At 46.2% G+C, this 19,854-nt stretch carries 17 protein-coding genes; 9 read left to right on the top strand and 8 right to left on the bottom strand.

All coding sequences use genetic code 11. From position 1 onward, the window contains the following. The 8 genes from eboE to H6F74_RS02725 form a co-directional block, all read right to left on the bottom strand. Positions 1–1,221 (bottom strand): metabolite traffic protein EboE, encoded by a 1,221-nt coding sequence (eboE, locus tag H6F74_RS02760; RefSeq protein WP_190435932.1) that lies wholly within the window; start codon positions 1,219–1,221, stop codon positions 1–3. 247 nt (positions 1,222–1,468) lie between these two features. Further along, a complete protein-coding gene (locus H6F74_RS02755) occupies positions 1,469–2,695 on the bottom strand; it encodes a 3-dehydroquinate synthase (RefSeq protein WP_190435929.1) in 1,227 nt (408 codons plus the stop codon). 35 nt (positions 2,696–2,730) lie between these two features. Then, positions 2,731–3,384 (bottom strand): DsbA family oxidoreductase, encoded by a 654-nt coding sequence (locus tag H6F74_RS02750; protein WP_190435926.1) that lies wholly within the window; start codon positions 3,382–3,384, stop codon positions 2,731–2,733. Positions 3,385–3,575: 191 nt separating this feature from the next. Continuing rightward, a complete protein-coding gene (gene tyrA / locus H6F74_RS02745; RefSeq protein WP_190435924.1) occupies positions 3,576–4,616 on the bottom strand; it encodes a bifunctional chorismate mutase/prephenate dehydrogenase in 1,041 nt (346 codons plus the stop codon). Positions 4,617–4,697: 81 nt separating this feature from the next. Next, positions 4,698–5,612 carry a UbiA-like protein EboC gene (gene eboC, locus H6F74_RS02740; RefSeq protein WP_347269469.1) on the bottom strand — a complete coding sequence of 305 codons (915 nt, stop codon included), beginning with the start codon at positions 5,610–5,612 and terminating at the stop codon, positions 4,698–4,700. Positions 5,613–5,713: 101 nt separating this feature from the next. Further along, on the bottom strand, positions 5,714–6,619 hold the full coding sequence (locus H6F74_RS02735; protein ID WP_190436070.1) for a TatD family hydrolase: 906 nt from the start codon (positions 6,617–6,619) through the stop codon (positions 5,714–5,716). A gap of 313 nt (positions 6,620–6,932) precedes the next feature. Next, positions 6,933–7,850: an EboA family metabolite traffic protein gene (locus tag H6F74_RS02730; protein WP_242021766.1), complete on the bottom strand. Its 918-nt coding sequence runs from the start codon at positions 7,848–7,850 to the stop codon at positions 6,933–6,935. A 166-nt stretch (positions 7,851–8,016) separates the two neighbouring features. After that, on the bottom strand, positions 8,017–8,835 hold the full coding sequence (locus tag H6F74_RS02725; protein WP_199300770.1) for a DNA-binding response regulator: 819 nt from the start codon (positions 8,833–8,835) through the stop codon (positions 8,017–8,019). A gap of 855 nt (positions 8,836–9,690) precedes the next feature. On the opposite strand from H6F74_RS02725, the gene scyA reads away from it, so the two are divergent. The 9 genes from scyA to H6F74_RS02685 all read left to right on the top strand — a co-directional run bounded on the left by scyA (position 9,691) and on the right by H6F74_RS02685 (position 19,796). Continuing rightward, positions 9,691–11,526: a scytonemin biosynthesis protein ScyA gene (gene scyA / locus H6F74_RS02720; RefSeq protein WP_190435921.1), complete on the top strand. Its 1,836-nt coding sequence runs from the start codon at positions 9,691–9,693 to the stop codon at positions 11,524–11,526. A gap of 247 nt (positions 11,527–11,773) precedes the next feature. Further along, on the top strand, positions 11,774–12,835 hold the full coding sequence (scyB, locus tag H6F74_RS02715; protein WP_190435917.1) for a tryptophan dehydrogenase ScyB: 1,062 nt from the start codon (positions 11,774–11,776) through the stop codon (positions 12,833–12,835). A gap of 11 nt (positions 12,836–12,846) precedes the next feature. Beyond that, a complete protein-coding gene (gene scyC / locus H6F74_RS02710) occupies positions 12,847–13,791 on the top strand; it encodes a scytonemin biosynthesis cyclase/decarboxylase ScyC (RefSeq protein ID WP_190435916.1) in 945 nt (314 codons plus the stop codon). A gap of 60 nt (positions 13,792–13,851) precedes the next feature. Continuing rightward, entirely contained in the window at positions 13,852–15,138 is a 1,287-nt protein-coding gene (locus H6F74_RS02705) for a ScyD/ScyE family protein (protein WP_190435913.1), read from the top strand. Positions 15,139–15,195: 57 nt separating this feature from the next. After that, positions 15,196–16,479, top strand: coding sequence for a ScyD/ScyE family protein (locus H6F74_RS02700; protein WP_190435910.1), 1,284 nt, complete (start codon positions 15,196–15,198; stop codon positions 16,477–16,479). Between the two features lie 88 nt (positions 16,480–16,567). After that, positions 16,568–17,725, top strand: a complete 1,158-nt coding sequence (scyF, locus tag H6F74_RS02695) for a scytonemin biosynthesis PEP-CTERM protein ScyF (protein WP_190435907.1) — start codon at positions 16,568–16,570, stop codon at positions 17,723–17,725. A gap of 263 nt (positions 17,726–17,988) precedes the next feature. Then, the gene (locus H6F74_RS30365) at positions 17,989–18,123 is read left to right on the top strand and encodes a hypothetical protein (protein WP_277875744.1); all 135 of its coding nucleotides are present in this window, start codon (positions 17,989–17,991) and stop codon (positions 18,121–18,123) included. A gap of 24 nt (positions 18,124–18,147) precedes the next feature. Next, positions 18,148–19,320: a hypothetical protein gene (locus H6F74_RS02690; protein WP_190435904.1), complete on the top strand. Its 1,173-nt coding sequence runs from the start codon at positions 18,148–18,150 to the stop codon at positions 19,318–19,320. 23 nt (positions 19,321–19,343) lie between these two features. Beyond that, positions 19,344–19,796, top strand: a complete 453-nt coding sequence (locus H6F74_RS02685; protein ID WP_190435901.1) for a hypothetical protein — start codon at positions 19,344–19,346, stop codon at positions 19,794–19,796. Positions 19,797–19,854: the final 58 nt, after the last annotated feature.

Genomic DNA, 19,854 nt, shown 5'->3' with positions numbered 1-19,854 from the left:
TTAAAAATTACCAATTGTTGCCAACACCCATTCATACTCTCTCTGGATAGATGTTAGTAAATCCATCTTCATCTCGGATGGCAACACATCCCAAGTGTAAGTTTCAATTTCCAAATGCTTACAGGTATTTTCTTGCAGCAGATCCAGAACAGTCACAATATCGTCTTGAGTAGACTGCAATATTTGATAATCGTGGATGAAAATTGGTACGTGAAAGTGAATTCGCCACTCCTCGGCGGATGATTGCTTGAGGTGCGGTAAAGCAGTTGCTAAGTCAGGATAGTGATGCAAAGTTCCATCAATATGACGCTCTATAACTTGGTGTAGATAGGTAGATTCTGCAAAAGGATGTAACCGTTCAATTACCAAGTTCTGTTCCTGAACAGTAGAAGGTAACGCCACCTGGATTGCTGCGCTAAGCTGAATCTTGCCAATTTGAATTCCCGCCGCTTTGAAACTTTTAAAAACTGATATTGGATCTTCATATTCCACCGCGAAATGACAGGTGTCATAACAAACGCGCACGTGTTCCAACAACTTCGCCTCGGCTGATTCCTGGGAAATATCCAAGCGTTTTGCTAAACACGCTCCTCCAATTGGTAATAACCAATTCTGGAAGAAATTAATTACTTCGGCAGCATTTTCAATTAATCCATCTGGTTCCGGTTCCAAATCCAAATGCAGCAGTTTTCCTGTTTCTTCCCGGATGCGTACCATTTCGGCAGCAGCTAAAGCTAAGTTTAAACTGCTGTTTTTGAAGACTGCATCGCAGCTTACTTTGTCTTCTATCCACCACGGTTTATATGACAACGGCAATGTAGAAATTCCGCCGTCAATTTCTTCTGGTAATAAGGCTGCCAGAATTTTCGTCAAGCGGATTGTATAATCTAGCCGTTCCTGCTTTGACCAATCTGGTGCATAAACTTGGTCTTTTACAACTTGCCGATGAAATCCCCCGTAAGGAAATCCATTTAAGGTAAACACGTATAAATTTTGTTGATTCAGCCATGTTTGGAACTGAACTAAAGTATCTTCCTCCAGCAGTTCCCGTGCTGCTATATCTGATAACCGTAACCCAATACCGAATGGTTTCCCTGGTGCCAATCTTACTTGGAGATTTGGAACGTATTTTTTCAGGTTGGCGAAGGCTTCGCTCCAGTTTTCGCCTGGATGAATGTTTGTGCAATAAGTTAAGTGAAAGCTGCTGTTACCAATTTTCATGCTTACGTTCCCTACTATCGAATGAAACTGAACTTAAGCCCTAAACTAAAGTTTAGGGTAAAAGCTAAAACCCGTTGAAACGGGTTCAAAGCTTACTTAAGCTTTGAACCAGAAATTTATTTCGAGGCTCCTAAATCAGTGGCATTCCTTGCTACTATCAAATGACACTTAACTTGATAAGGTAGGTTGGGCAAACGGTACTCAATCTAACATTTAGTAAACGCAACACAGTTGTTGATTTTACAATTCAACCTAACCTACAAGTTACGGTATGTTTAGCTTTATCAAGCTGTTTCAGGATAGAAACGGCTTGCATATATAAAGAAATATCCACTTCGTGAACCTCAATTCCTTGCCCAATTCCTTGCAGCAGCATGAGGGTTAATTCACCGCCCAAGTGTTCCCGAAACTCGGTTATTCCCCGGAATAAGCATCGGGAATTTCCTGGTTGTGTTGGAGCTAGTTCCGGCACATAAAGCGTAAAACCCAATGCCTTGAGTGTATTCATTATTTGCTGCCAGTGCGACGCGGAAAGCAGTCCAGCTAGATAAGAATAGGTGCTATCCAGTGCAATTCCAATTGCCACTGCTTCGCCATGACGCAAGCTGTAATTTGTCAAATGCTCTAGCCTGTGAGCCGCCCAGTGTCCGAAATCTAGGGGACGCGATGAACCCATTTCAAAGGGATCGCCGCTGGTGGCAATATGTTGTAAGTGTAACTGGGCGCAGCGATAGATTAGCTGCTGCATGATGTCCATATCGCGACAAGCGATCGCTTGTGCGTTCGTCTGGATAAACTCAAAGAATTTCTTATCTTTAATCAGTGCAACTTTGACCGCCTCGGCAACACCTGAACGCCAGTCTCGCTCGTTCAAAGTAGTCAGAAAATCAAAGTCATTCAAGACAGCATGAGGAGGTGCAAAAGTACCGAGAAAATTCTTTTTTCCAAAGGCATTAATTCCGTTTTTTACTCCGATTCCGGAATCATTTTGCGCCAATACTGTTGTAGGAATTCGGATTAATCGAATCCCTCTGTGAGCAGTTGCTGCGGCATATCCTACCATATCTAGCATGGCTCCTCCCCCAATCGCCAAGATGTACGAATGGCGACATAAGCCAGCTGAATCAATAAGTTTGTGAATTTGCTCTAGCAACATTGGTTCATTTTTAGCTGCTTCTCCACCAAAAACTATCATCGGCTCAAGCATGAGCGTTAGGATGTCTCCATAATGCTCGCTATACGTTGCTAATTTCCCTAATAGCCCCCGATGAAACCGCAATAATCCTCCATCTACTACTGCTATTACTTTCTTTGGTTCCGCGTCTCCTTCGGATGCGATCGCTTGTGCAAGTAAAGGATTGTCCAATTCAAACAAACCTTTGGTAAAGTGAACGTTATAGCGAAAGGTAACGGGGACACATTGATGAATCGGTTCCAGATTCAAATCAGTCTTTTGCTTGATGCCAATTGTCATATTTTTGTTTTTTAAATTACCGCGAACAATCGTACTTACCACAAAGAATTCACTTTCAACGTTTCCGGCAGTGCAGCGCGTTCCAAAGTCTGAAGAAACACCTCTACCGACTGAGAACCATTGACGTTGATTTTATTATTGAAGATGAAGAAAGGCACGCTGTTGATACCGCTACGTCGCGCAGATGTCGCATCAGCCATAACCTCATCTAGGGCAGCATCACTGCTTAAAAGACTGCGTAATTGTGTAGTATCTATGCCAGCAGCTTTGCCCAAGGAGACAAGAGTTTCAATGTCTCCGATGTTCAACCCTTCTTCAAAGTAAGCTTTGTAAATTGCTTCAACTACAGCAGTTTTACTTTTCGTTGGCGAAAGTGCGATCATCTGATGAGAAAGCGTTGTATTAACAGCCAAAGATATTTTGTCGAAATCTAGTTTTACGCCCGATGCCTCACCTTTTTGCTTAGCGTAGTCAAACAGGCGTTTTAATTCTTCGGGTTTCATGCCTTTTCTCGCTTTCATAAAGGCGCGAAACTCAACTCCTTGAGGGGGAATTGTGTCATCTAGCAAGAAGGGATGCCACCGAATCTTTATCGCTTCGTATTGCCATTTTTCAAGTGCATCGAAGAGATGTTTTTTGCCAATATAGCACCAAGGGCAGGCGGTATCGTGAAAAATTTCAATGAGCATATGGCAGCCTGGTTTTATTTTTGAAGATTAATGAACCGCAGAGGAAGAGAAAGGAGGGAGTTATATAGCAATCCTATTTGAGTTTGTGAAAGTTACTTTTTAAACGAACCACCTAGGAGCAAAGGGAGAAGTTCATAAATTACTGAGGATTGTTATATAAATTAATTATGATTATTGTGGTTCTCTTTTCCTCAGTTAACCAGAGCATTAAGTGTGTAGTCTTTTTCGGTGGGTTGGATGATTTCTTCGGCGAAAAAGTTTTGAACTGTTTCAAATTCTTCGATTAAGGCGGAGCGGTCTTTCTGTGCCACTACTTTTGCTAATTGGCTGTAGGTGTTCGCCAATCTCTCAATAGTTTGACATCTGTCTTCTGTTGCCAGCATGATGTCCACACATAAGGGCGGACTTTGGGCAAACAAACGTTTTACTATGTCAATTTCTAAGCGATAACTTGGGGTTGACATCGACAAGCTACGGTTTATGTCTATTCTTTCTGCTGCTAGAAAAACACCGAGACTAAATCTAGAGAAATGCCGCGTTGCTTGAATAATTACCATCATGCGGTCATGTTCTTGAGGAGTGCATACAATCAGCTTGCTACCCTGACTTTCTATGAAGTCTAGAAACCATTGAAATGAATCCTGATTTCGCCCTGGACAAACTACAACTTTTTGGGATAGGAAAGATTTGACAGTTGGGCCAAACATGGGATGTAATCCGATTACAGGCCCAGCATGGAAATCGAGCATTGCTTGTACTGGCTGAGTCTTGATACTGGTAATATCTGCCAGTGCTGTAGTTGGAGCAAGATATTTAGCTGTACGCTTGATTACATCTGTCGTTCTGTCAATAGGCACGCTGATTAAAACTAGGTCTGCTTGGCTTAGCAGTTTATCTGCATTATCCCAATCATTGTGTTCAAGAATGCTAACGTTGTGACCTGCTGCTGACAGTTGTTGTGTAAACAATTTTCCCATTCTGCCAAGTCCGCCGATAATGGTAATTTGTCGGGGTCTGACATTATCCACAGATGGACAGTTACTGGTAACAGCGAGACAACTCGTTACTACATTTTCCCAAACAGATTCCGGAACACCAATCTGGGCAAGAAAGGGAGCAATATAGGAAAGTTGTTCTTCAATTGGAACTTCTGATTCACTCAAAATCGATATGCGATCGCGTAATAGCTTGATTAGAAATTGGTCAGTTTGTTTGAGCTTATCTGGTATCATATAAAACTGCTCGTTAGTATTGTTTTCATTGCTAATGGCTAATTGTTTATTACCATGAGCCATGAACGCGGAGGCTGGGCTTCAAGTCACAGCAAATATTTGCGCCAGTATCATTGAAATTGGCAGCAGGCTCAAGACCAACAAACCATAAGGTAAACTTGCGAAACCAGCTGCAACTGTCGCATCCAAGACTATTAGCGACAATACGCCCGCCTTCACTGCGACTCGAATCAGGTCTGGAGTTGGTTCGCGGACGGCTTTTACAAAAGCAGGTAACACACGCCCAGCGAATAAAACAATAAACGGCAATGCGGCGAAAACTTGATAATCTGGCAAAAGCCCCAGCGCTAATATGCTAACAATGACTGCGCCAACAAATAGCAAAGCTGTTACTCCCGTACTCGCTTTTCCCCCATGTACTTCACCTTGGCTAATAGCAGTGACAGCAGCAATGTATGTGATAGGAATTAAAGCTAAAAACCAGCGTTCTCCTAACATTGCTGGTACAGCACTCACGCCTAGCAATAAATTGCCGCCGCGACAAATGCCCATGTTGACGGGGCCAAGAATTGAGTGGTGTTTGCCGAAAGCATCATATAGTAGGGCGGCAAAGGCGATGGTAGCAGCGATCGCGCCACTCAACCAAGATACTTGCAAGGCTGAAACTATGCCGACAACTAAAAGCAGACTTCCAAGCGCGATCGCACCTTGACGAGATGCGCGATCGCTAGGGATTGGTCTTTCTGGCCGCTCTTTGGCATCCAGTTCAGCGTCGAATACATCATTAAATACTACACCGCCACCGTATAAACCCGTGGTAGCTAGAAGTAACCATGCAAGTGTTGCCGATCCTGTTAGCGTTTGATTTAGGAATGCGATCGCTCCTGAAGCTGCAAAACCAACTAGAATGTCTGCCCAAGCAGTGACAATATTTGCAGGTCGCATTAGCTGTAGATAAGCCCACAAACGGTGGGAACTCAAACTTGCAGCATTCACTGTAATTCTCCGTGATTATAAGATTTTTTCGGGAGTTATGAGGTAAGAAGGCTATTTTTTGCTAATTGTGAATTGACCATTAGCCATTAGCCATTAGCTATTTACTCAATGAGTGCAAAGTCACGGTTAGACTCTACGACTGGTGACTGTCCGCGCAGTACGGAATTTCCGTTGAAAAGTTCGCGTTGGTCAATGGGTAAGGGTTCTAGCCAGTCTGCTTCTTTCATCTGACCGCTTTGGCTATAAGCTGTTAGGGCATTTTCGTAACAGACAGCCCGCACATACTCTTCTGAGATTCCCCGTTCTAGCATTAGCTGGGCTGTCTTAGGGACAGCTAGGGGATCGCTGACTCCCCAATCTGCACTACTGTCTACGATTACGCGATCGCATCCATACTGGCGCACGATCTCCACCATCCTTGCATTCCCCATCTTGGTCTGCGGGTAAATCGTGAAAGCGGCCCAGAAACCTCTATTTAGTACCTCTTCAACAGTTTCCTCGTTGTTGTGGTCTATAATTACCTGCGCTGGATCTAATCCATGCTCAATACAGCGATCCATGCTGCGGCTAGTACCTGCTTTCTTGTTGCGGTGGGGAGTGTGAATCAACACTACCATATCCAATTCTTTTGCTAACTCTAGCTGTAGACGAAAATATTTGTCTTCAGCTGGTGTCATATCGTCATAGCCAATTTCACCAATAGCAACCACGCCCTCTTTACAGGCATAAAGTGGCAACAGTTCCATAACTTCTTCTGCTAACGCCTCGTTGTTAGCTTCTTTCGGGTTCAAGCCAATTGTGCAGTAGTGTTTGATCCCAAACTGGCTGGCTCGGAATCGCTCCCAGCCGACAATGCTGCTGTAATAGTCCTTAAAACTTCCGGCGTTAGTCCGAGGCTGTCCCAACCAGAAGGAAGGTTCAATGACGGCAACAATGCCATACTCTCGCATCACGAGGTAATCGTAACTCGTGCGGGAGGACATATGAATGTGAGGATCGATGAACATCCTGTTGTTAGACATGGTTACTTCTTGAATAATGGATTTCGCAGAGTTATGAGTTATGTGCAACTTTTCTACCCTTTTTAAAAAGGCTCTGAGTTAGAAAGTGGCACATCTCATGAGTTTTGAATTATTAGAAAAGATTTAACTCGAAACTTTTTCAGATTGTGGCTTATTGCATTCATGACCCTGGAAATAAATTTCCGGCTGAAAACTTAAACCCGTTAAACAGGTTGAAATATTTACTCAGGAATCGTGACGATAACTTTAGCTATGAAGCCCCGTAGACGCTTTGCGGCTTCTGGAAGAGTATTTTAGTTCAGGGCTGAATGAATGCCAGAAGTCTATTGTGGCTAAAGCTGCTCCAAGTCAGACGACCCTGCTCAATAGATGATTGCAAGTTTGGGTGACGAGCGAGTAGTTCTTGAGCTTGGGGTAAGGGACATTGAGAACAAGCCAAAGCAGCTGCTTCTTGCTGGACTGGATCAGGAGCGTTCAGCACCTTTTCCAAATCCGCTACTATCCGGGTGTCTGCAAACCGCCCGACTGGTCGCCAGAGTTCCGGCGTTACTGGACGTTTAGCCGCCCAACGTTCGTGAGCATAGTCTGCCAACATCCGCGCTAAATCTGGGTTAGCACGACGGTCGAGTCCGACGATGAGATGCAAGGGACTACCGACAAAAACAGCTTTTAGTACCATTTGGTTCCAGGCGTTGTTGTCGAAATAGTCGGCGGGATAAGGGTTTTGCAATGCGATCGCATTAAACACCGAAGTCATATTACTCCGCACTCCCTCGGCAGCTCTGGCGCAAAGCCGTTCCGGGTAGGGTAATATTGGCAAGCTTTGATAGAGAGCGATTAACTCTCCCACGTCGGCGGTGGTGAAGATTTGCTCAAGCGATCGCAGATATTTCTCCACATTATCCTGCGGCAGCGCCAGTATCAGTAAGGTGCGAGCCGCTTGATCTACGCTCCAATGACCGGGGAACCAACCTCTTTGTATTGCAACTGCTTGTAAGTCTTCTGGTGTCAGCTCCAGATTTTTTTTGCCCGTATAGCGAGGCACAGCACTGAAGGAGGTAAAGAATACTCGCTCCTGATTGCCTTGGGCAATCTGCTTTATCTTCTCATCTAGCCAGGTGAGACTTTCCTTTGTGACATTTTGTGATAGCCAGCAACGCAGTAAGCCGTTTACGCCCTTTAGATCAAGGTCAATTAAAGAATACATAATACTCATTAAAAGGGTTGGCTTTGGTTCAAGGTTCGCCTGGGGTGTGCGAATCGAATCCTAGATTACAAAAGTCATGAATTATGAGTTTATAACTCCTCGCTTCCTAACTCCTTACTCTTAACTTTTAATAATTTAAGGCAAAGTTGCAATGAATAATCTTTTGATACATTGGTCAATTCTTTTGATATTGTTGTGTCTCTACCTTTATGCGATGAGTGCTTCTCCAGCCTTGAGGAGTTGTCTCGTAAAATTGGCGAAATTGGCGGCTGAAATGGCCTGCGTCTTTATAGCCTACTGCTTCAGCAATTTGATTTACTGCCTGGTCGGTTTCTTGGAGTAAGAAAAGCGCCTGTGCCATCCGACGCTTGACAATCCAGCGGTATATGCTCTCTCCGGTATGTTGCCGCACTAAGCTAGTCAGGTAAGCCGGAGAATAACCAAATGCCTGAGCCACATCACAGAGCATTATCGGTTGATGATAATTACTCTCAATAAAATTGAATATCTCAATCATTTGGGGACATTCAGGAAATATTGACTGCGGAGAAGACGCGCTTGCAGTTTCAGTAGGCGGTGAATCTGATCGCTGGTTCTCAGATGAACTCCACTGTAGTAGGGTAGCCTGTTTTTTCAACCGGGTAGCGATCGCGCTCAGCAATTCCTCTCCCATACAAGGTTTAGTGAGATAGTCATCCGCTCCCAGTTCCATGCCTTTGCGGAGGTCAGGTCTTTCCCCCTTGCAACTGACAAAAATGAAAGGAATAATTGCTGTCAGGGGGTTAGAGCGCAGCGTAGATAGGACATCGTAACCATTTGCCTCCGGCATTACAATGTCGCAAATTATTAGGTCGGGTAGCTGTTTTTGTGCCTTTTGAATTCCCAATTTACCGTCTTCAGCATCAATAGTGTAGAAACCTCCAGCTTTAAGGCATTCTACAAAGAAATTTCGCGTTGGGGCATTATCCTCAATCACTAAAATTTTTTTCACCATTTTCCCTATTACTCAACACTTACGTATGCGAACACATCCAGTTTCATCAAGTAAGAAGAGAGCTTGAATATTCAAAAAGCGCAAATTCGTAAAACCAATGACGCACTTCTAGTTTACCAAGCAAATTATGGGCTTCCCCCTAATCAGGTTAAGCCCTTATTTTTACACATTTTTTTTTGCTGAATGAAACAAGATAAAGTTGCTTGGTGGAGACTAGGTAGGTTTTAAATTAGGTTAATCTCTCCTCTACGAAAATTCTCTTTTTAATATTAATATTTGTAAATACTCCTAAAGACAGAGATAAAAAACATCGTGTGTTTATCTATACAAGGCAAGTCAATAAAATATAAACTGATTAAGTTTATAGGGCTTGAAGCCTTGCTGTGAGCCAATTACAGCAAAGTATACGGCAATAGTTACGTATATATAAAGAACAAAATCGAAAGAATTGACAAATACATCAATAGATTATTCATTGCAGCCTTGTCTTAAAGTTTTGTAAGCTTCTTCACAGGGAAGACCCAACACGAAAGTGCTGTTAACTCAAATTTAATAATTAATAGAGTGAGCAAGCACTAAAAAATACAAAAAGAACAAAGAAAACTTGTTGCGTTCTAAAGTTAGGTTAGTGAATCTGACGCAACAGAAAGAACCTAGTTGAAGCCTATTAAAGGGCTTGACTTTAATTTAAGAATTTTAATCGGGCAGTCGAGGCATAAAGGGAAGGCACTCCTAGAGATTACATATTCTCAGTGCTGCTGGGTGATGTTCAAATTTTTAAGAAGCATACAGGGACTTGCTTCAACTTCCTAGAAGTATCGCAACCAAACGACCGAAAACTATATACCAACTCCAATGAGTATTGAGTCCTACAAAGCATTCGCAACAGATACCTACACCTATGTAGATTCCGCGCCAGCCGATCCGACGCGCAATTATCAAAGCATCGATGACTCAAATATCAAGCCGGTTCTTAGCAACCAGCCGGAAGTACCGCTTAGTGTCGCCGAAGCGATCGCTTCGATGCTGGAAGAATTGGGAGTAAGCTACGCTTTTGGTGTCGCCGGGGGTGCAATGGCATCGCTTTGGGGTTCCCTGTCTAATAGCCTAATGCAGGTGCTTAACTTTCGTCATGAAAGCGGAGCCGCCTTTGCAGCCGTTGAAGCGTACTTTGCCACAGGTCGTCCGGCTGTTGTATTCACCACAGCCGGGCCAGGAATCACCAACGCGCTGACCGGACTTTTTGCAGCGCGTGGTGAAGGTGCAAAAGTGATTCTCCTGTCAGCTTGCACCACAGCACCGCAACGCGGACGCTGGGCTATCCAAGAAACCAGCGGATACACATTGCCGAAATCCGGGATATTTAGTTCAGGCGAGTTGTTCAACTATGCAACAACTATTGAGTCCCCTGAAGAACTTCCACAGATTTTTCGCAGACTTGCCTTGGGACTGTCACAACCGGGTGGTTTTGTCGCCCATTTGAGTATTCCCACCGGAGTTCAGACAATGGTGAATACATCTTTGCCTCGGTTAGATTTGTCTCATTCTCTGTTCGCGCCGAGTCCCGAAGCGATCGCAAAATGCGTACAGATGCTTTCACAAGGATCGTTTGCCATCTGGGTTGGCTTCGGGGCGCGGGGTGCAGGGGATGCAATTCGCCAACTTGCCGAAAAAACGGGGGCGGCTGTGATGTGTTCGCCGCGTGGTAAGGGCATCTTCCCAGAAGATCATCCTCAGTTTGTCGGTGTCACAGGCTTGGGCGGTCATGCTTCGGTACTGACATATATGCAAGAGCAACCGCCTTTGCATACCTTGGTGCTGGGAACGCGACTCGGCGAACCTACTTCTTTCTGGAGTAATTCCCTGGTTCCCTCTGGGGGATTCATTCATGTTGATATTGACCCAGAAGTGCCTGGGGTTGCCTATCCATTTGTGAAAACGTTGCCCGTTCAATCTGACGCGGGCGTGTTTGTAGAAGCGTTGCTGAAGCAATTGCCAGAACGCCCTAGTGGGTCAGAGGCGGTGTCCCTGCCTAATCCTGAACGGGAAGCGATCGCTCCCGGCGCAGACAGCCCAGTGCGCCCGGAAATACTCATGGATGCAATTCAACGCACCATCGTTGAAGGCAGTGATGCAATAGTAATGGCAGAGTGCGGAAACTCATTTACTTGGGCAACTCACCTGCTGCGATTTTCCCAATCAAATCGTTACCGAGTCAGCACCGGAGTTGGATCGATGGGTCATACTGTCGCGGGTGTTGTCGGTGCAGCCCAAGCACGAAATGGCAAAGCTGTTGCCATTGTCGGAGATGGAGCCATGCTGATGAACAACGAAATCAGCACAGCTGTGAAATACCAAATTCCCGCCGTTTGGATTGTACTTAACGATGCCCGCTACAATATGTGCCATCAAGGGATGACATTGCTGGGACTCAAAGGTGCAGATGCGGCAATTCCCCCTGCGAATTTCGTTCAGATTGCTTGCGGGATGGGAGCTGAAGGGATTCGCGTCGAAAAAGAGTCTGATCTGCAAGCGGCATTAGAGAAAGCGATCGCATCCACCGTCCCCTTCGTTGTCGATGTCGCTATCGATGCCAATCGACCTGCACCATCCAAAGGGCGTAATCAGAGTCTTGCTGCACAAGGAGCCCTATCAACCCCGGTTAAGCACCTTTCATTCCCATTAGTTTAACCAAACTAGGGAAAAAGTAATTTTTAGGTTGGGCTTACCGTGTGGAAACCCAACAACTTGCTAAGGGAATCTTCAAGCCCCTCCCCGCGTAGGGGTGAGGTTGGGGAGCGAAAAGTTTGATCAGAGCCTTCCTCCGCTCAAAGCTTTTCAAGAGAGAGGTTTCTTCGCGGCGAGACCGAACCTACCTTCTCTCCCACTCCCCAATCCCCAGTCCCCAATCCCTAATTAGGCGTATCAGGAGAGCTGTGTGAAACTGTTTGAAACTACGAAAGAAATGGGTCATGAGCAAGTTCTCTTCTGCCATGACAAAGAATCAAATCTTAAAGCAATTATCGCCATCCATGACACCGGGCTAGGTTCCGCAATGGGTGCAACACGTCTGTGGCCTTATGTAACCGAAGAAGATGCCTTGCGGGACGCACTTCGTCTTAGTCGCGGCATGACCTACAAAGCAGCCTGTGCCAACATTCCAGTCGGCGGCGGAAAAGCAGTAATTATTGCTAATCCGGAAAATAAAACCGATGAACTTTTCAGAGCCTACGGACGTTTTGTAGAAAGCCTAAACGGACGTTTTATTACCGGGCAAGATGTAAATCTTTCTCCTCAAGATGTTCGTCAAATTAGTAAAGAAACAAATCATGTTGTCGGTACTTCAGAAAAATCTGGAGGCCCAGCACCCATAACATCTATAGGAGTTCTTTTAGGAATCAAAGCTGCTACAGAGTTCCGGTTGCAAAGAAATGAACTTGCTGGGTTAAAAGTCGCAGTACAAGGACTGGGAAATGTAGGTAAGAATCTCTGCCAGCGCTTACATGAACACGACGTAAAACTCTTTGTCACCGATGTAAGTAAAGAGAAGACAGAAGAGATAAAACGTTTATATGGGGCAACCGTTGTTGAACCCAACGAAATTTACTCTCTTGAGGTTGATGTTTTTGCTCCTTGTGCATTAGGAGGAATTCTTAATAGTTCCACAATTCCTCAGCTTAAAGCTCTAATTGTGGCTGGTGCTGCAAATAACCAGCTTGAAGATGAGCATATACACAGTAAACTCCTTGAATCAAAGGGAATCCTTTATTGCCCAGATTACGTAATTAACGCTGGAGGATTAATCAACGTTTACAACGAAATGATTGGATATGAGGAGGAAAAAGCCTTAAGCCAATTAAATAACATCTACAGCACTTTATTAGAGATTTTTGAAAGTGCTGAAAAAGAAGGTTATACAACTTATGAAGCCTCTAAAGTTTTGGCTGAAAAGCGAATTCTGAAAGCTAAGCATATCAAGCTTATGCAGCAAACAAATTGAAGGAGTGAACCGTGGAAAGAAATACGTTTGCAACGTCTGCTTATATCGCAACTTCGCCGCAAATAGCCTTTGACTACCTGTGTAGTTTGAAAAATCTGGACGAGTGGACTCTCTTCAGCCGGATGGTAGAGCAAGTTGACGAAGATACCTGGCTGGGGACGGCATCTGGCTATCACAAAAATCTCTACTATCACGTTAAAAAACTAGAAAATCCGCTATTTTACGGCATTGAATGGCACTGCGGATTTGAGTATCAGAAATATTTTCAAGTTTACCCTGTGTTGCTTTTTCCAGCTGACTACATCGAGCCGGGAACTGATGAAAAAGGCGTCTATTTTCACTGGCTAAGTTTTGTCGATCCCAAACGACAAACTCAGATGATTATGCAGGGAATTCACACGGTACACACTTCCGAGTGTCGTTCTCTCAAAGGTGTTTTGGAACGCAAAGCTGGTCTTACCGCAGCAGCGAAAGGACGCTATTTTATCGATACTGACACCATCTATGTTGATGCGCCAATTGAAATTGGGGTTGAATACTTAAAAGATTTGCGAAACATAAATGAGTGGGCGCATTTACTGCGACCAAATGGCGAGATTAATCCTGAATTCGGTGAATTCAAGGATGAATATGACCAGAAGGTGAAAGTTTCTCTGAGACTGCATACTTTGAGCAAATATTGCTTGCTTGAGCAGGAAAATTTCTATCCAGACTACGACTTTTATCAGCGGTCTGTGGCGCTGATTATCCCAACATCTTATGCTTTCGGAGACCCGGAAGCTCCTGGGTTCATCCTGCATCGGATTACATTTTGGAAAACAGGTGAAACTCTCGCTCACGGCAAACTCCAGATTGAGGATTTTGGGGCTGAGAGCATGAACATTAAGCGATTCGCAGAAGCGAAAGCTGGCAACGTTAAGTCGTTTGATCGTGGGATGAGTTATGTACCCAATTAAAAATTAGCTTTTTGCTAATGTCTACTTCTCAAAAATTACTTAGAGCCAATATCGCCTGAAATGAAACTGAAGCAATTTTCTATTGCATTTCTAACTTTTTGTAGTGTCGCTGTTGTAGGAGCAAAAGCCGCAGAAGCAGTATCGTTTACAATACTTGCGGACGGTCTTGATAATGCAAAGGGTCTTAGCTTTGGCCCTGACGGTGCGCTGTATGTTACAGAGGCGGGAACGGGGGGAAACGGGGTTTGCGTTCCATCACCGAGCGCCCAAGGCGATTCTTTATGTTATGGAACAAGTGGTGCAGTAACCAAAATTGAGAATGGGACTTTCAAGCGGATACTTACCGGACTTCCTTCGGTAGCATTACCAGACGGTACGGGAGCTGCTGGCCCTCACGATATAAAATTTGATGCCAAAGGTTCGCCTTATGTTCTGGTTGGGTATGCTGCTAATCCAGCTTTACGCGATCGCATAATCGGTGACACTGACCTTGGCAAAATCATCTCTCCCGACTTCAATACAAATTCGTGGAGCAGTATTGCAGATTTAGCTAACTATGAACTCGCGAACAATCCCGATGGCGGCGATTTAGTTAGCAATCCTTTGGATTTTCTCATAGATGGCAATAACTTTGTTGTAGTTGATGCAGGTGCGAACGACTTGCTGGGTGTAGGGATTGATGGGAACGATTTGAGAGCGATCGCGCTCCTTCCCACCCAGATATTGACTAATCCAGTCTTTCCAGGCCCTGACTCCGTACCTTTCGATCCCGGACAGGTGCCTCCTACTGGTATTCCTGATACACCACCATTGCAGTTTCCAGTTCAACCAGTACCCTCAGCTGTGGCAAAAGGTTTGGATGGTGCTTATTACGTCAGCGAATTTACTGGTTTTCCTTTTCCCGAAGGTGGAGCAAAAATCTATCGTGTTGGTGCTGATGGTCAACCAACCGTCTACGCTGATGGCTTTACGCAACTAACAGACTTGGAATTCGATGCTGCGGGTAATTTGTATGCCTTGCAGTACGCCAATCAGTCAGCCTGGAAAGGTAATTTAGACGCAAGTCTCTTCAAAATAACCCCAGATGGCGATCGCACAACTCTCCTGGGCGGTAATGGCCTAGAGTCGCCTACTTCCCTGACTCTGGGCCCCGATGGTGCAATCTACGTCACAAATCGCGGCGGTCGCCCTGGACAAGGGCAAGTCCTAAGAATTGACAATCCAAAGTCTGTCCCTGAACCCGCTTCTGTTCTAAGCATATTAACGCTTGGTGCTTTGGGTGTTGCGCGATCGCACAAGGGCAGAACCACTAAACGGCTCAGAAATAAAGTCGTGGCGACTTGCTAAAAGTCAACCCTCAACTGACAAATTTTCTCAATTCACTAATACCCACTCTTGCGACAAATGAAAGCAAAGCATACTATCACATTTCTCACTGTTTGTCTTGCCGCGATTACTGGAGCAAAAACAGCCGAAGCTGCATCGCTGAAGATAATTGCCGACGGTCTTGATAATGCACGCGGTGTTAGCGTTGGCCCTGATGGTAGCATCTGGGTTACAGAGACAGGTGTGGGAGGAAACGGAGGATGCGTACAATCGCCAAGCGTACAATTCGCTCCTTTATGTTCTGGGAGTAGTGCCGCAATTACAAGAATTAAAGACGGTAAGCAAGAGCGTCTATTCACAGGACTACCATCTCTAGCGATACAGCCTTCTGGTATTGAAGGTGCCGGCCCTCAAGACATCAAATTTGATGCAAACGGCAACGCTTACCTGGTTTATGGGTTTGCTGGTAATCCAGCCAACCGCGAAGAAGTATTCAACGAACCTATTTTTGGAAAACTCTACGGTTTCGACACGAACACAGGTGCGTTCACAAATACGCTTGCCGATCTGGCAGCCTTTGAACTCGCCAATAATCCCGATAAAGGCGATGTGATTACCAACCCCTATGCTCTGACAATTAAGGGTAATACTGCTTACGTCGTTGATGCGGGTGCGAACACCTTGGTTAATGTGGCACTAGATGGCAGTGGGATAACAGGAGTAACTCCGTTCTTTAGCCGCCCGTTTGCAAATCCCGAATTCCCACCAATCGATCCAAATCAGCCTTTACCTCCCCCACCGCCTGGTGTCGATCCCAATGCACCGCTAGACGTTATTCCTCTGCAACCAGTACCCACAGGTGTCGCAGTTGGGCCCGATGGTGCTTTATATGTAAGCGACTTCTCAGGTTTTCCTTATCCCGAAGGTGGGTCGCGGATCTATCGCATCGGGGATGATGGTACCCCAACACTCTTCGCAGATGGCTTTACGCAACTCGCTGACTTGGAATTTGATTTAAACGGCAATTTGTTGGCTTTACAGTACGCGGATCAGCCAGCCTGGAAGAATGATTTCGCTGCTTCTCTGTTCCAAATAGCCCCTGATGGTAAGCGCACAACTCTCGTCGCTGCTGGTGAAGGGCTAGAGTCGTCTACTTCCATCCATGTTGGTGCTGATGGTGCTATTTATGTCACCAACAAAGGCGATCGCCCCAACGCCGGACAAGTCCTGAGAGTTGATACCACAGCAAGTGTCCCCGAACCTTCTTCTGTACTCAGTCTATTAGCGATTGGCGCTTTAGGTGCCACTGCCAAACTGAAAGGCAAACGCAAGCAGTTAGCTCACACAGAAGAGACAGCGTAACCGAAAAACCTTAGGCCCAACCCCTCTTTGCAAAGACGGGTTGGGGTGAGGTCATAACCAAACATTTACAATTTCAGGAGTTTCAATTATGGGATTAGTAAAAAATCTGTCCCTTGCGATCGCCAGCACCGGATTTCTAGTTCTGGCAGCAGCTGAAGCCAAATCGCTAACTTTAACCTACGAGCGTAGTATTGGCAGTCCTGGTTTCGGCCCTGGGCAGCTGTTTGTTCCCCAAGGCATAACGGTGGATGCCTCCGGGAATACCCTCATAAGTAACGGTCGCGGTCGTAACCCAGACGGCAGTTTTAACCCGGACATCGGTAACAAAGTTGAAGTATTCGACCCTCAAGGTAACTATATAGGAGCAATAGGCGAGGGCGGCAAAGGCCCCGGACAATTCGACGAGCCATCAGCTTTAGAAATCGATCCGGATACGGGGAATTTGTATGTAGGTGATGTTTTCAACAACCGCGTTAATGTCTACGATCCCCAAGGTGACTTTATTAACTCTTTTGGCTCATTTGGCGGACTCATACCCGGTAGGGCTTTCTTTGGCCCATCTGGTGTGACATTCGACAAAGCTGGCAATGTGTATGTGGGTGATTTTAGCGGCGACAAGATCAACAAATACAGTAAGGACGGCGAGCTAATCGGTTCCATTGGCAGCTCTGGCACCGAACCTGGGCAGTTCCAAGGGCCAGCAGGGTTGAGAATTTCCCCAGTTAGTGGAAATTTCTTTGTGAGTGACCAGTTTAACAACCGCGTTCAGGTACTTACGCCAGAAGGTGAGCCGATCTTGACATTTGGCAAACAAGGCACTGGGCCTGGAGAGTTTAACCAGCCAATTGGCATAGAAGTGGACGAGGAAGAGAATATTTATGTGGCTGATTCTATCAACAGCCGCGTTCAGGTATTTGATAAAAACGGTAACTTCCTCACTGCATTTGGTTCAGCTGTCGCAGCACCACCTCCCCAACTAGGTGAGCCACCCTTTGGCAACCCCCTCGACCTCACTCCTGGCAAATTTAACTGGACTGCTGGCACAAGCTACAAAGATGACAAACTCTATGTGGGCGATTTCTTCCAAGGTCGCGTCCAGGTCTTAAACGTAGACAGAACCGCAGTACCTGAACCTTCCTCAGTATTGAGTTTAGCGTTCCTGGGGATTGGAGCGGCGGCGACATTGAAAAAAAGACAACAAAAGTCAGTCATCTTGACAAGCGATCGCGATCGCACTGCTGTTTAGCAACTAAACACGAGACAGAAGCGGGGGCATAGAAAAACAAAAGACAAGCGTCATAAAGCAAGTGAAGGTTTGTCTTTTTGATGTTCCTCCGTCTCTAACAAATTTTTTCCTAAGAATAAGAGGACTATTACTGATGGACGCAAATGAATCCAGGGGTAGCAACCCGTTTGCTGGTGGCAACCCATCATCTACTGGTAACAGCAACCCAAATAGCGGTGGCACCTTGCCTCGGCAATCACCCTTTGATCGGCTGTCTGTAGTTCTTGGCGATAACTCACCCTTTGGTGGAAGCGGTTCTCCTACAGGTGGTAATTCCTTTAACGACCTACCCTATGGTGGCAACCCGTTTGCTGGTGACAATCTCTTCACTATCTTCGGTGGCGGTGCCAACCCCCTGAGTCGTAGTAACAACTCATCTACTGGTGGAAGCAACCCGTTTGCTGGTGGCGGTAGTGGCGGTGGAAGCAACCCGTTTGCTGGTGGCGGTAGTGGCGGCGGAAGTAACCCGTTTGCTGGTGGCGGTGGAAGTAACCCGTTTGCTGGTGGCGGTGGAAGTAACCCGTTTGCTGGTGGCGGTGGAAGTAACCCGTTTGCTGGTGGCGGTGGAAGTAACCCGTTTGCTGGTGGCGGTGGAAGTAACCCGTTTGCTGGTGGCGGTGGAAGTAACCCGTTTGCTGGTGGCGGTGGAAGTAACCCGTTTGCTGGTGGCGGTGGAAGTAACCCGTTTGCTGGTGGCGGTAGTGGCGGTGGAAGCAATCCTTTCGCTGGCGGTAGTGGCGGTGGAAGCAACCCGTTTGCTGGTGGCGGTGGAAGCAATCCTTTCGCTGGCGGTAGTGGCGGCGGAAGCAATCCTTTTGCTGGTGGCGGTAGTGGCGGCGGAAGCAACCCGTTTGCTGGTGGCGGTGGAAGCAATCCTTTCGCTGGTGGTAGTGGCGGCGGAAGCAATCCTTTCGCTGGTGGTAGTGGCAGCGGAAGTAACCCGTTTGCTGGCGGTAGTGGCGGTGGAAGCAATCCGTTTGCTGGTGGCGGCGGAAGCAATCCTTTCGCTGGTGGTGGTAGTGGCGGAAGTAACCCGTTTGCTGGTGGCGGTGGAAATAATCCGTTCGCTGGTGGTGGTAGTGGCGGAAGCAATCCGTTCGCTGGTGGCGGTAGTGGCGGTGGAAATAATCCGTTCGCTGGTGGCGGTAGTGGCGGAAGCAACCCGTTTGCTGGTGGCGGCGGAAGTAACCCGTTTGCTGGTGGCGGAAGCAACCCGTTCGCTGGTGGTAGTGGCGGAAGCAACCCGTTCGCTGGTGGTAGTGGCGGAAGTAATCCGTTCACTGGTGGCGGTAGTGGCGGTGGAAGTAATCCGTTCGCTGGTGGCGGTGACGTATCGTTCAATAGTAGCAACGCACCCATTGGGAATGGTAACAGGGACATCGGAAGCGATAACGCAACCATCGGCAATGGTAACTCGGACTTCAGTAGCGACAATGCAACCATTGGTAATGGTAATTGGCAATTTGGAAGCGATAACGCAACCATCGGTAATGGTAACTGGCATTGGGACGGAAGTAGCGACAATGCAACCATTGGCAATGGCAATTGGTATTTAGACTACGTTAGCGATAACGCAACCTTGGGTAATGGTAATTGGCACTTTGGAAGCGATAACTCAACTATCGGTAACGGTAACTGGGACTTCGGAAGTAACAACACAGTCATTGGTAATGGCAATTGGCTGTTCACCAGTAATAACACAGTCGTTGGTAATGGCAACTGGCTAGTTGATGGTGACAACATCACCAGCCCAGAGACATTATTGCCAGAGATAAAGACTACTGTTGACGATTTGATTAACTCCCTCATGGGCAGGATTGGTGAAGATTTTATTGGGTTAACAGGCAATTTGGGGGAATCGGAAACTCAGACGTTTAACCGGCTCATCCTTGCCAAAGATACTGGTACTAATGACGGTAATGTTCAGCCTGTCCCTGAACCTGGATTTTCAACACCGCTGGTAGTGCTGGGACTCTCGTTTTTACTGTGTTCAAGGTTCAAAAAGCGGAGTAGACAGAAGCTTAGCGTCTAATACTAATTTACTGTTTTGACGCCACATTGAAGATTCCCTCAAACCCCCTTTTAAAGGG

Source organism: Trichocoleus sp. FACHB-90 (assembly GCF_014695505.1).
Classification (GTDB): domain Bacteria; phylum Cyanobacteriota; class Cyanobacteriia; order Cyanobacteriales; family FACHB-T130; genus Funiculus; species Funiculus sociatus.
This window is presented reverse-complemented; position numbering and strand designations above follow the sequence as displayed.

What these genes read in the sequence shown, in the direction of transcription:
- H6F74_RS02750 (WP_190435926.1), bottom strand. Translation starts at nt 3,384, where the DNA reads ATGCTCATTGAAATTTTTCACGATACCGCCTGCCCTTGGTGCTATATT.
- H6F74_RS02735 (WP_190436070.1), bottom strand. Translation starts at nt 6,619, where the DNA reads ATGTTCATCGATCCTCACATTCATATGTCCTCCCGCACGAGTTACGAT.
- H6F74_RS02755 (WP_190435929.1), bottom strand. Translation starts at nt 2,695, where the DNA reads ATGACAATTGGCATCAAGCAAAAGACTGATTTGAATCTGGAACCGATT.
- H6F74_RS02730 (WP_242021766.1), bottom strand. Translation starts at nt 7,850, where the DNA reads ATGAGTATTATGTATTCTTTAATTGACCTTGATCTAAAGGGCGTAAAC.
- eboE (WP_190435932.1), bottom strand. Translation starts at nt 1,221, where the DNA reads ATGAAAATTGGTAACAGCAGCTTTCACTTAACTTATTGCACAAACATT.
- H6F74_RS02725 (WP_199300770.1), bottom strand. Translation starts at nt 8,835, where the DNA reads ATGGTGAAAAAAATTTTAGTGATTGAGGATAATGCCCCAACGCGAAAT.
- H6F74_RS02700 (WP_190435910.1), top strand. Translation starts at nt 15,196, where the DNA reads ATGAAAGCAAAGCATACTATCACATTTCTCACTGTTTGTCTTGCCGCG.
- tyrA (WP_190435924.1), bottom strand. Translation starts at nt 4,616, where the DNA reads ATGATACCAGATAAGCTCAAACAAACTGACCAATTTCTAATCAAGCTA.
- scyF (WP_190435907.1), top strand. Translation starts at nt 16,568, where the DNA reads ATGGGATTAGTAAAAAATCTGTCCCTTGCGATCGCCAGCACCGGATTT.
- scyA (WP_190435921.1), top strand. Translation starts at nt 9,691, where the DNA reads ATGAGTATTGAGTCCTACAAAGCATTCGCAACAGATACCTACACCTAT.
- H6F74_RS02705 (WP_190435913.1), top strand. Translation starts at nt 13,852, where the DNA reads ATGAAACTGAAGCAATTTTCTATTGCATTTCTAACTTTTTGTAGTGTC.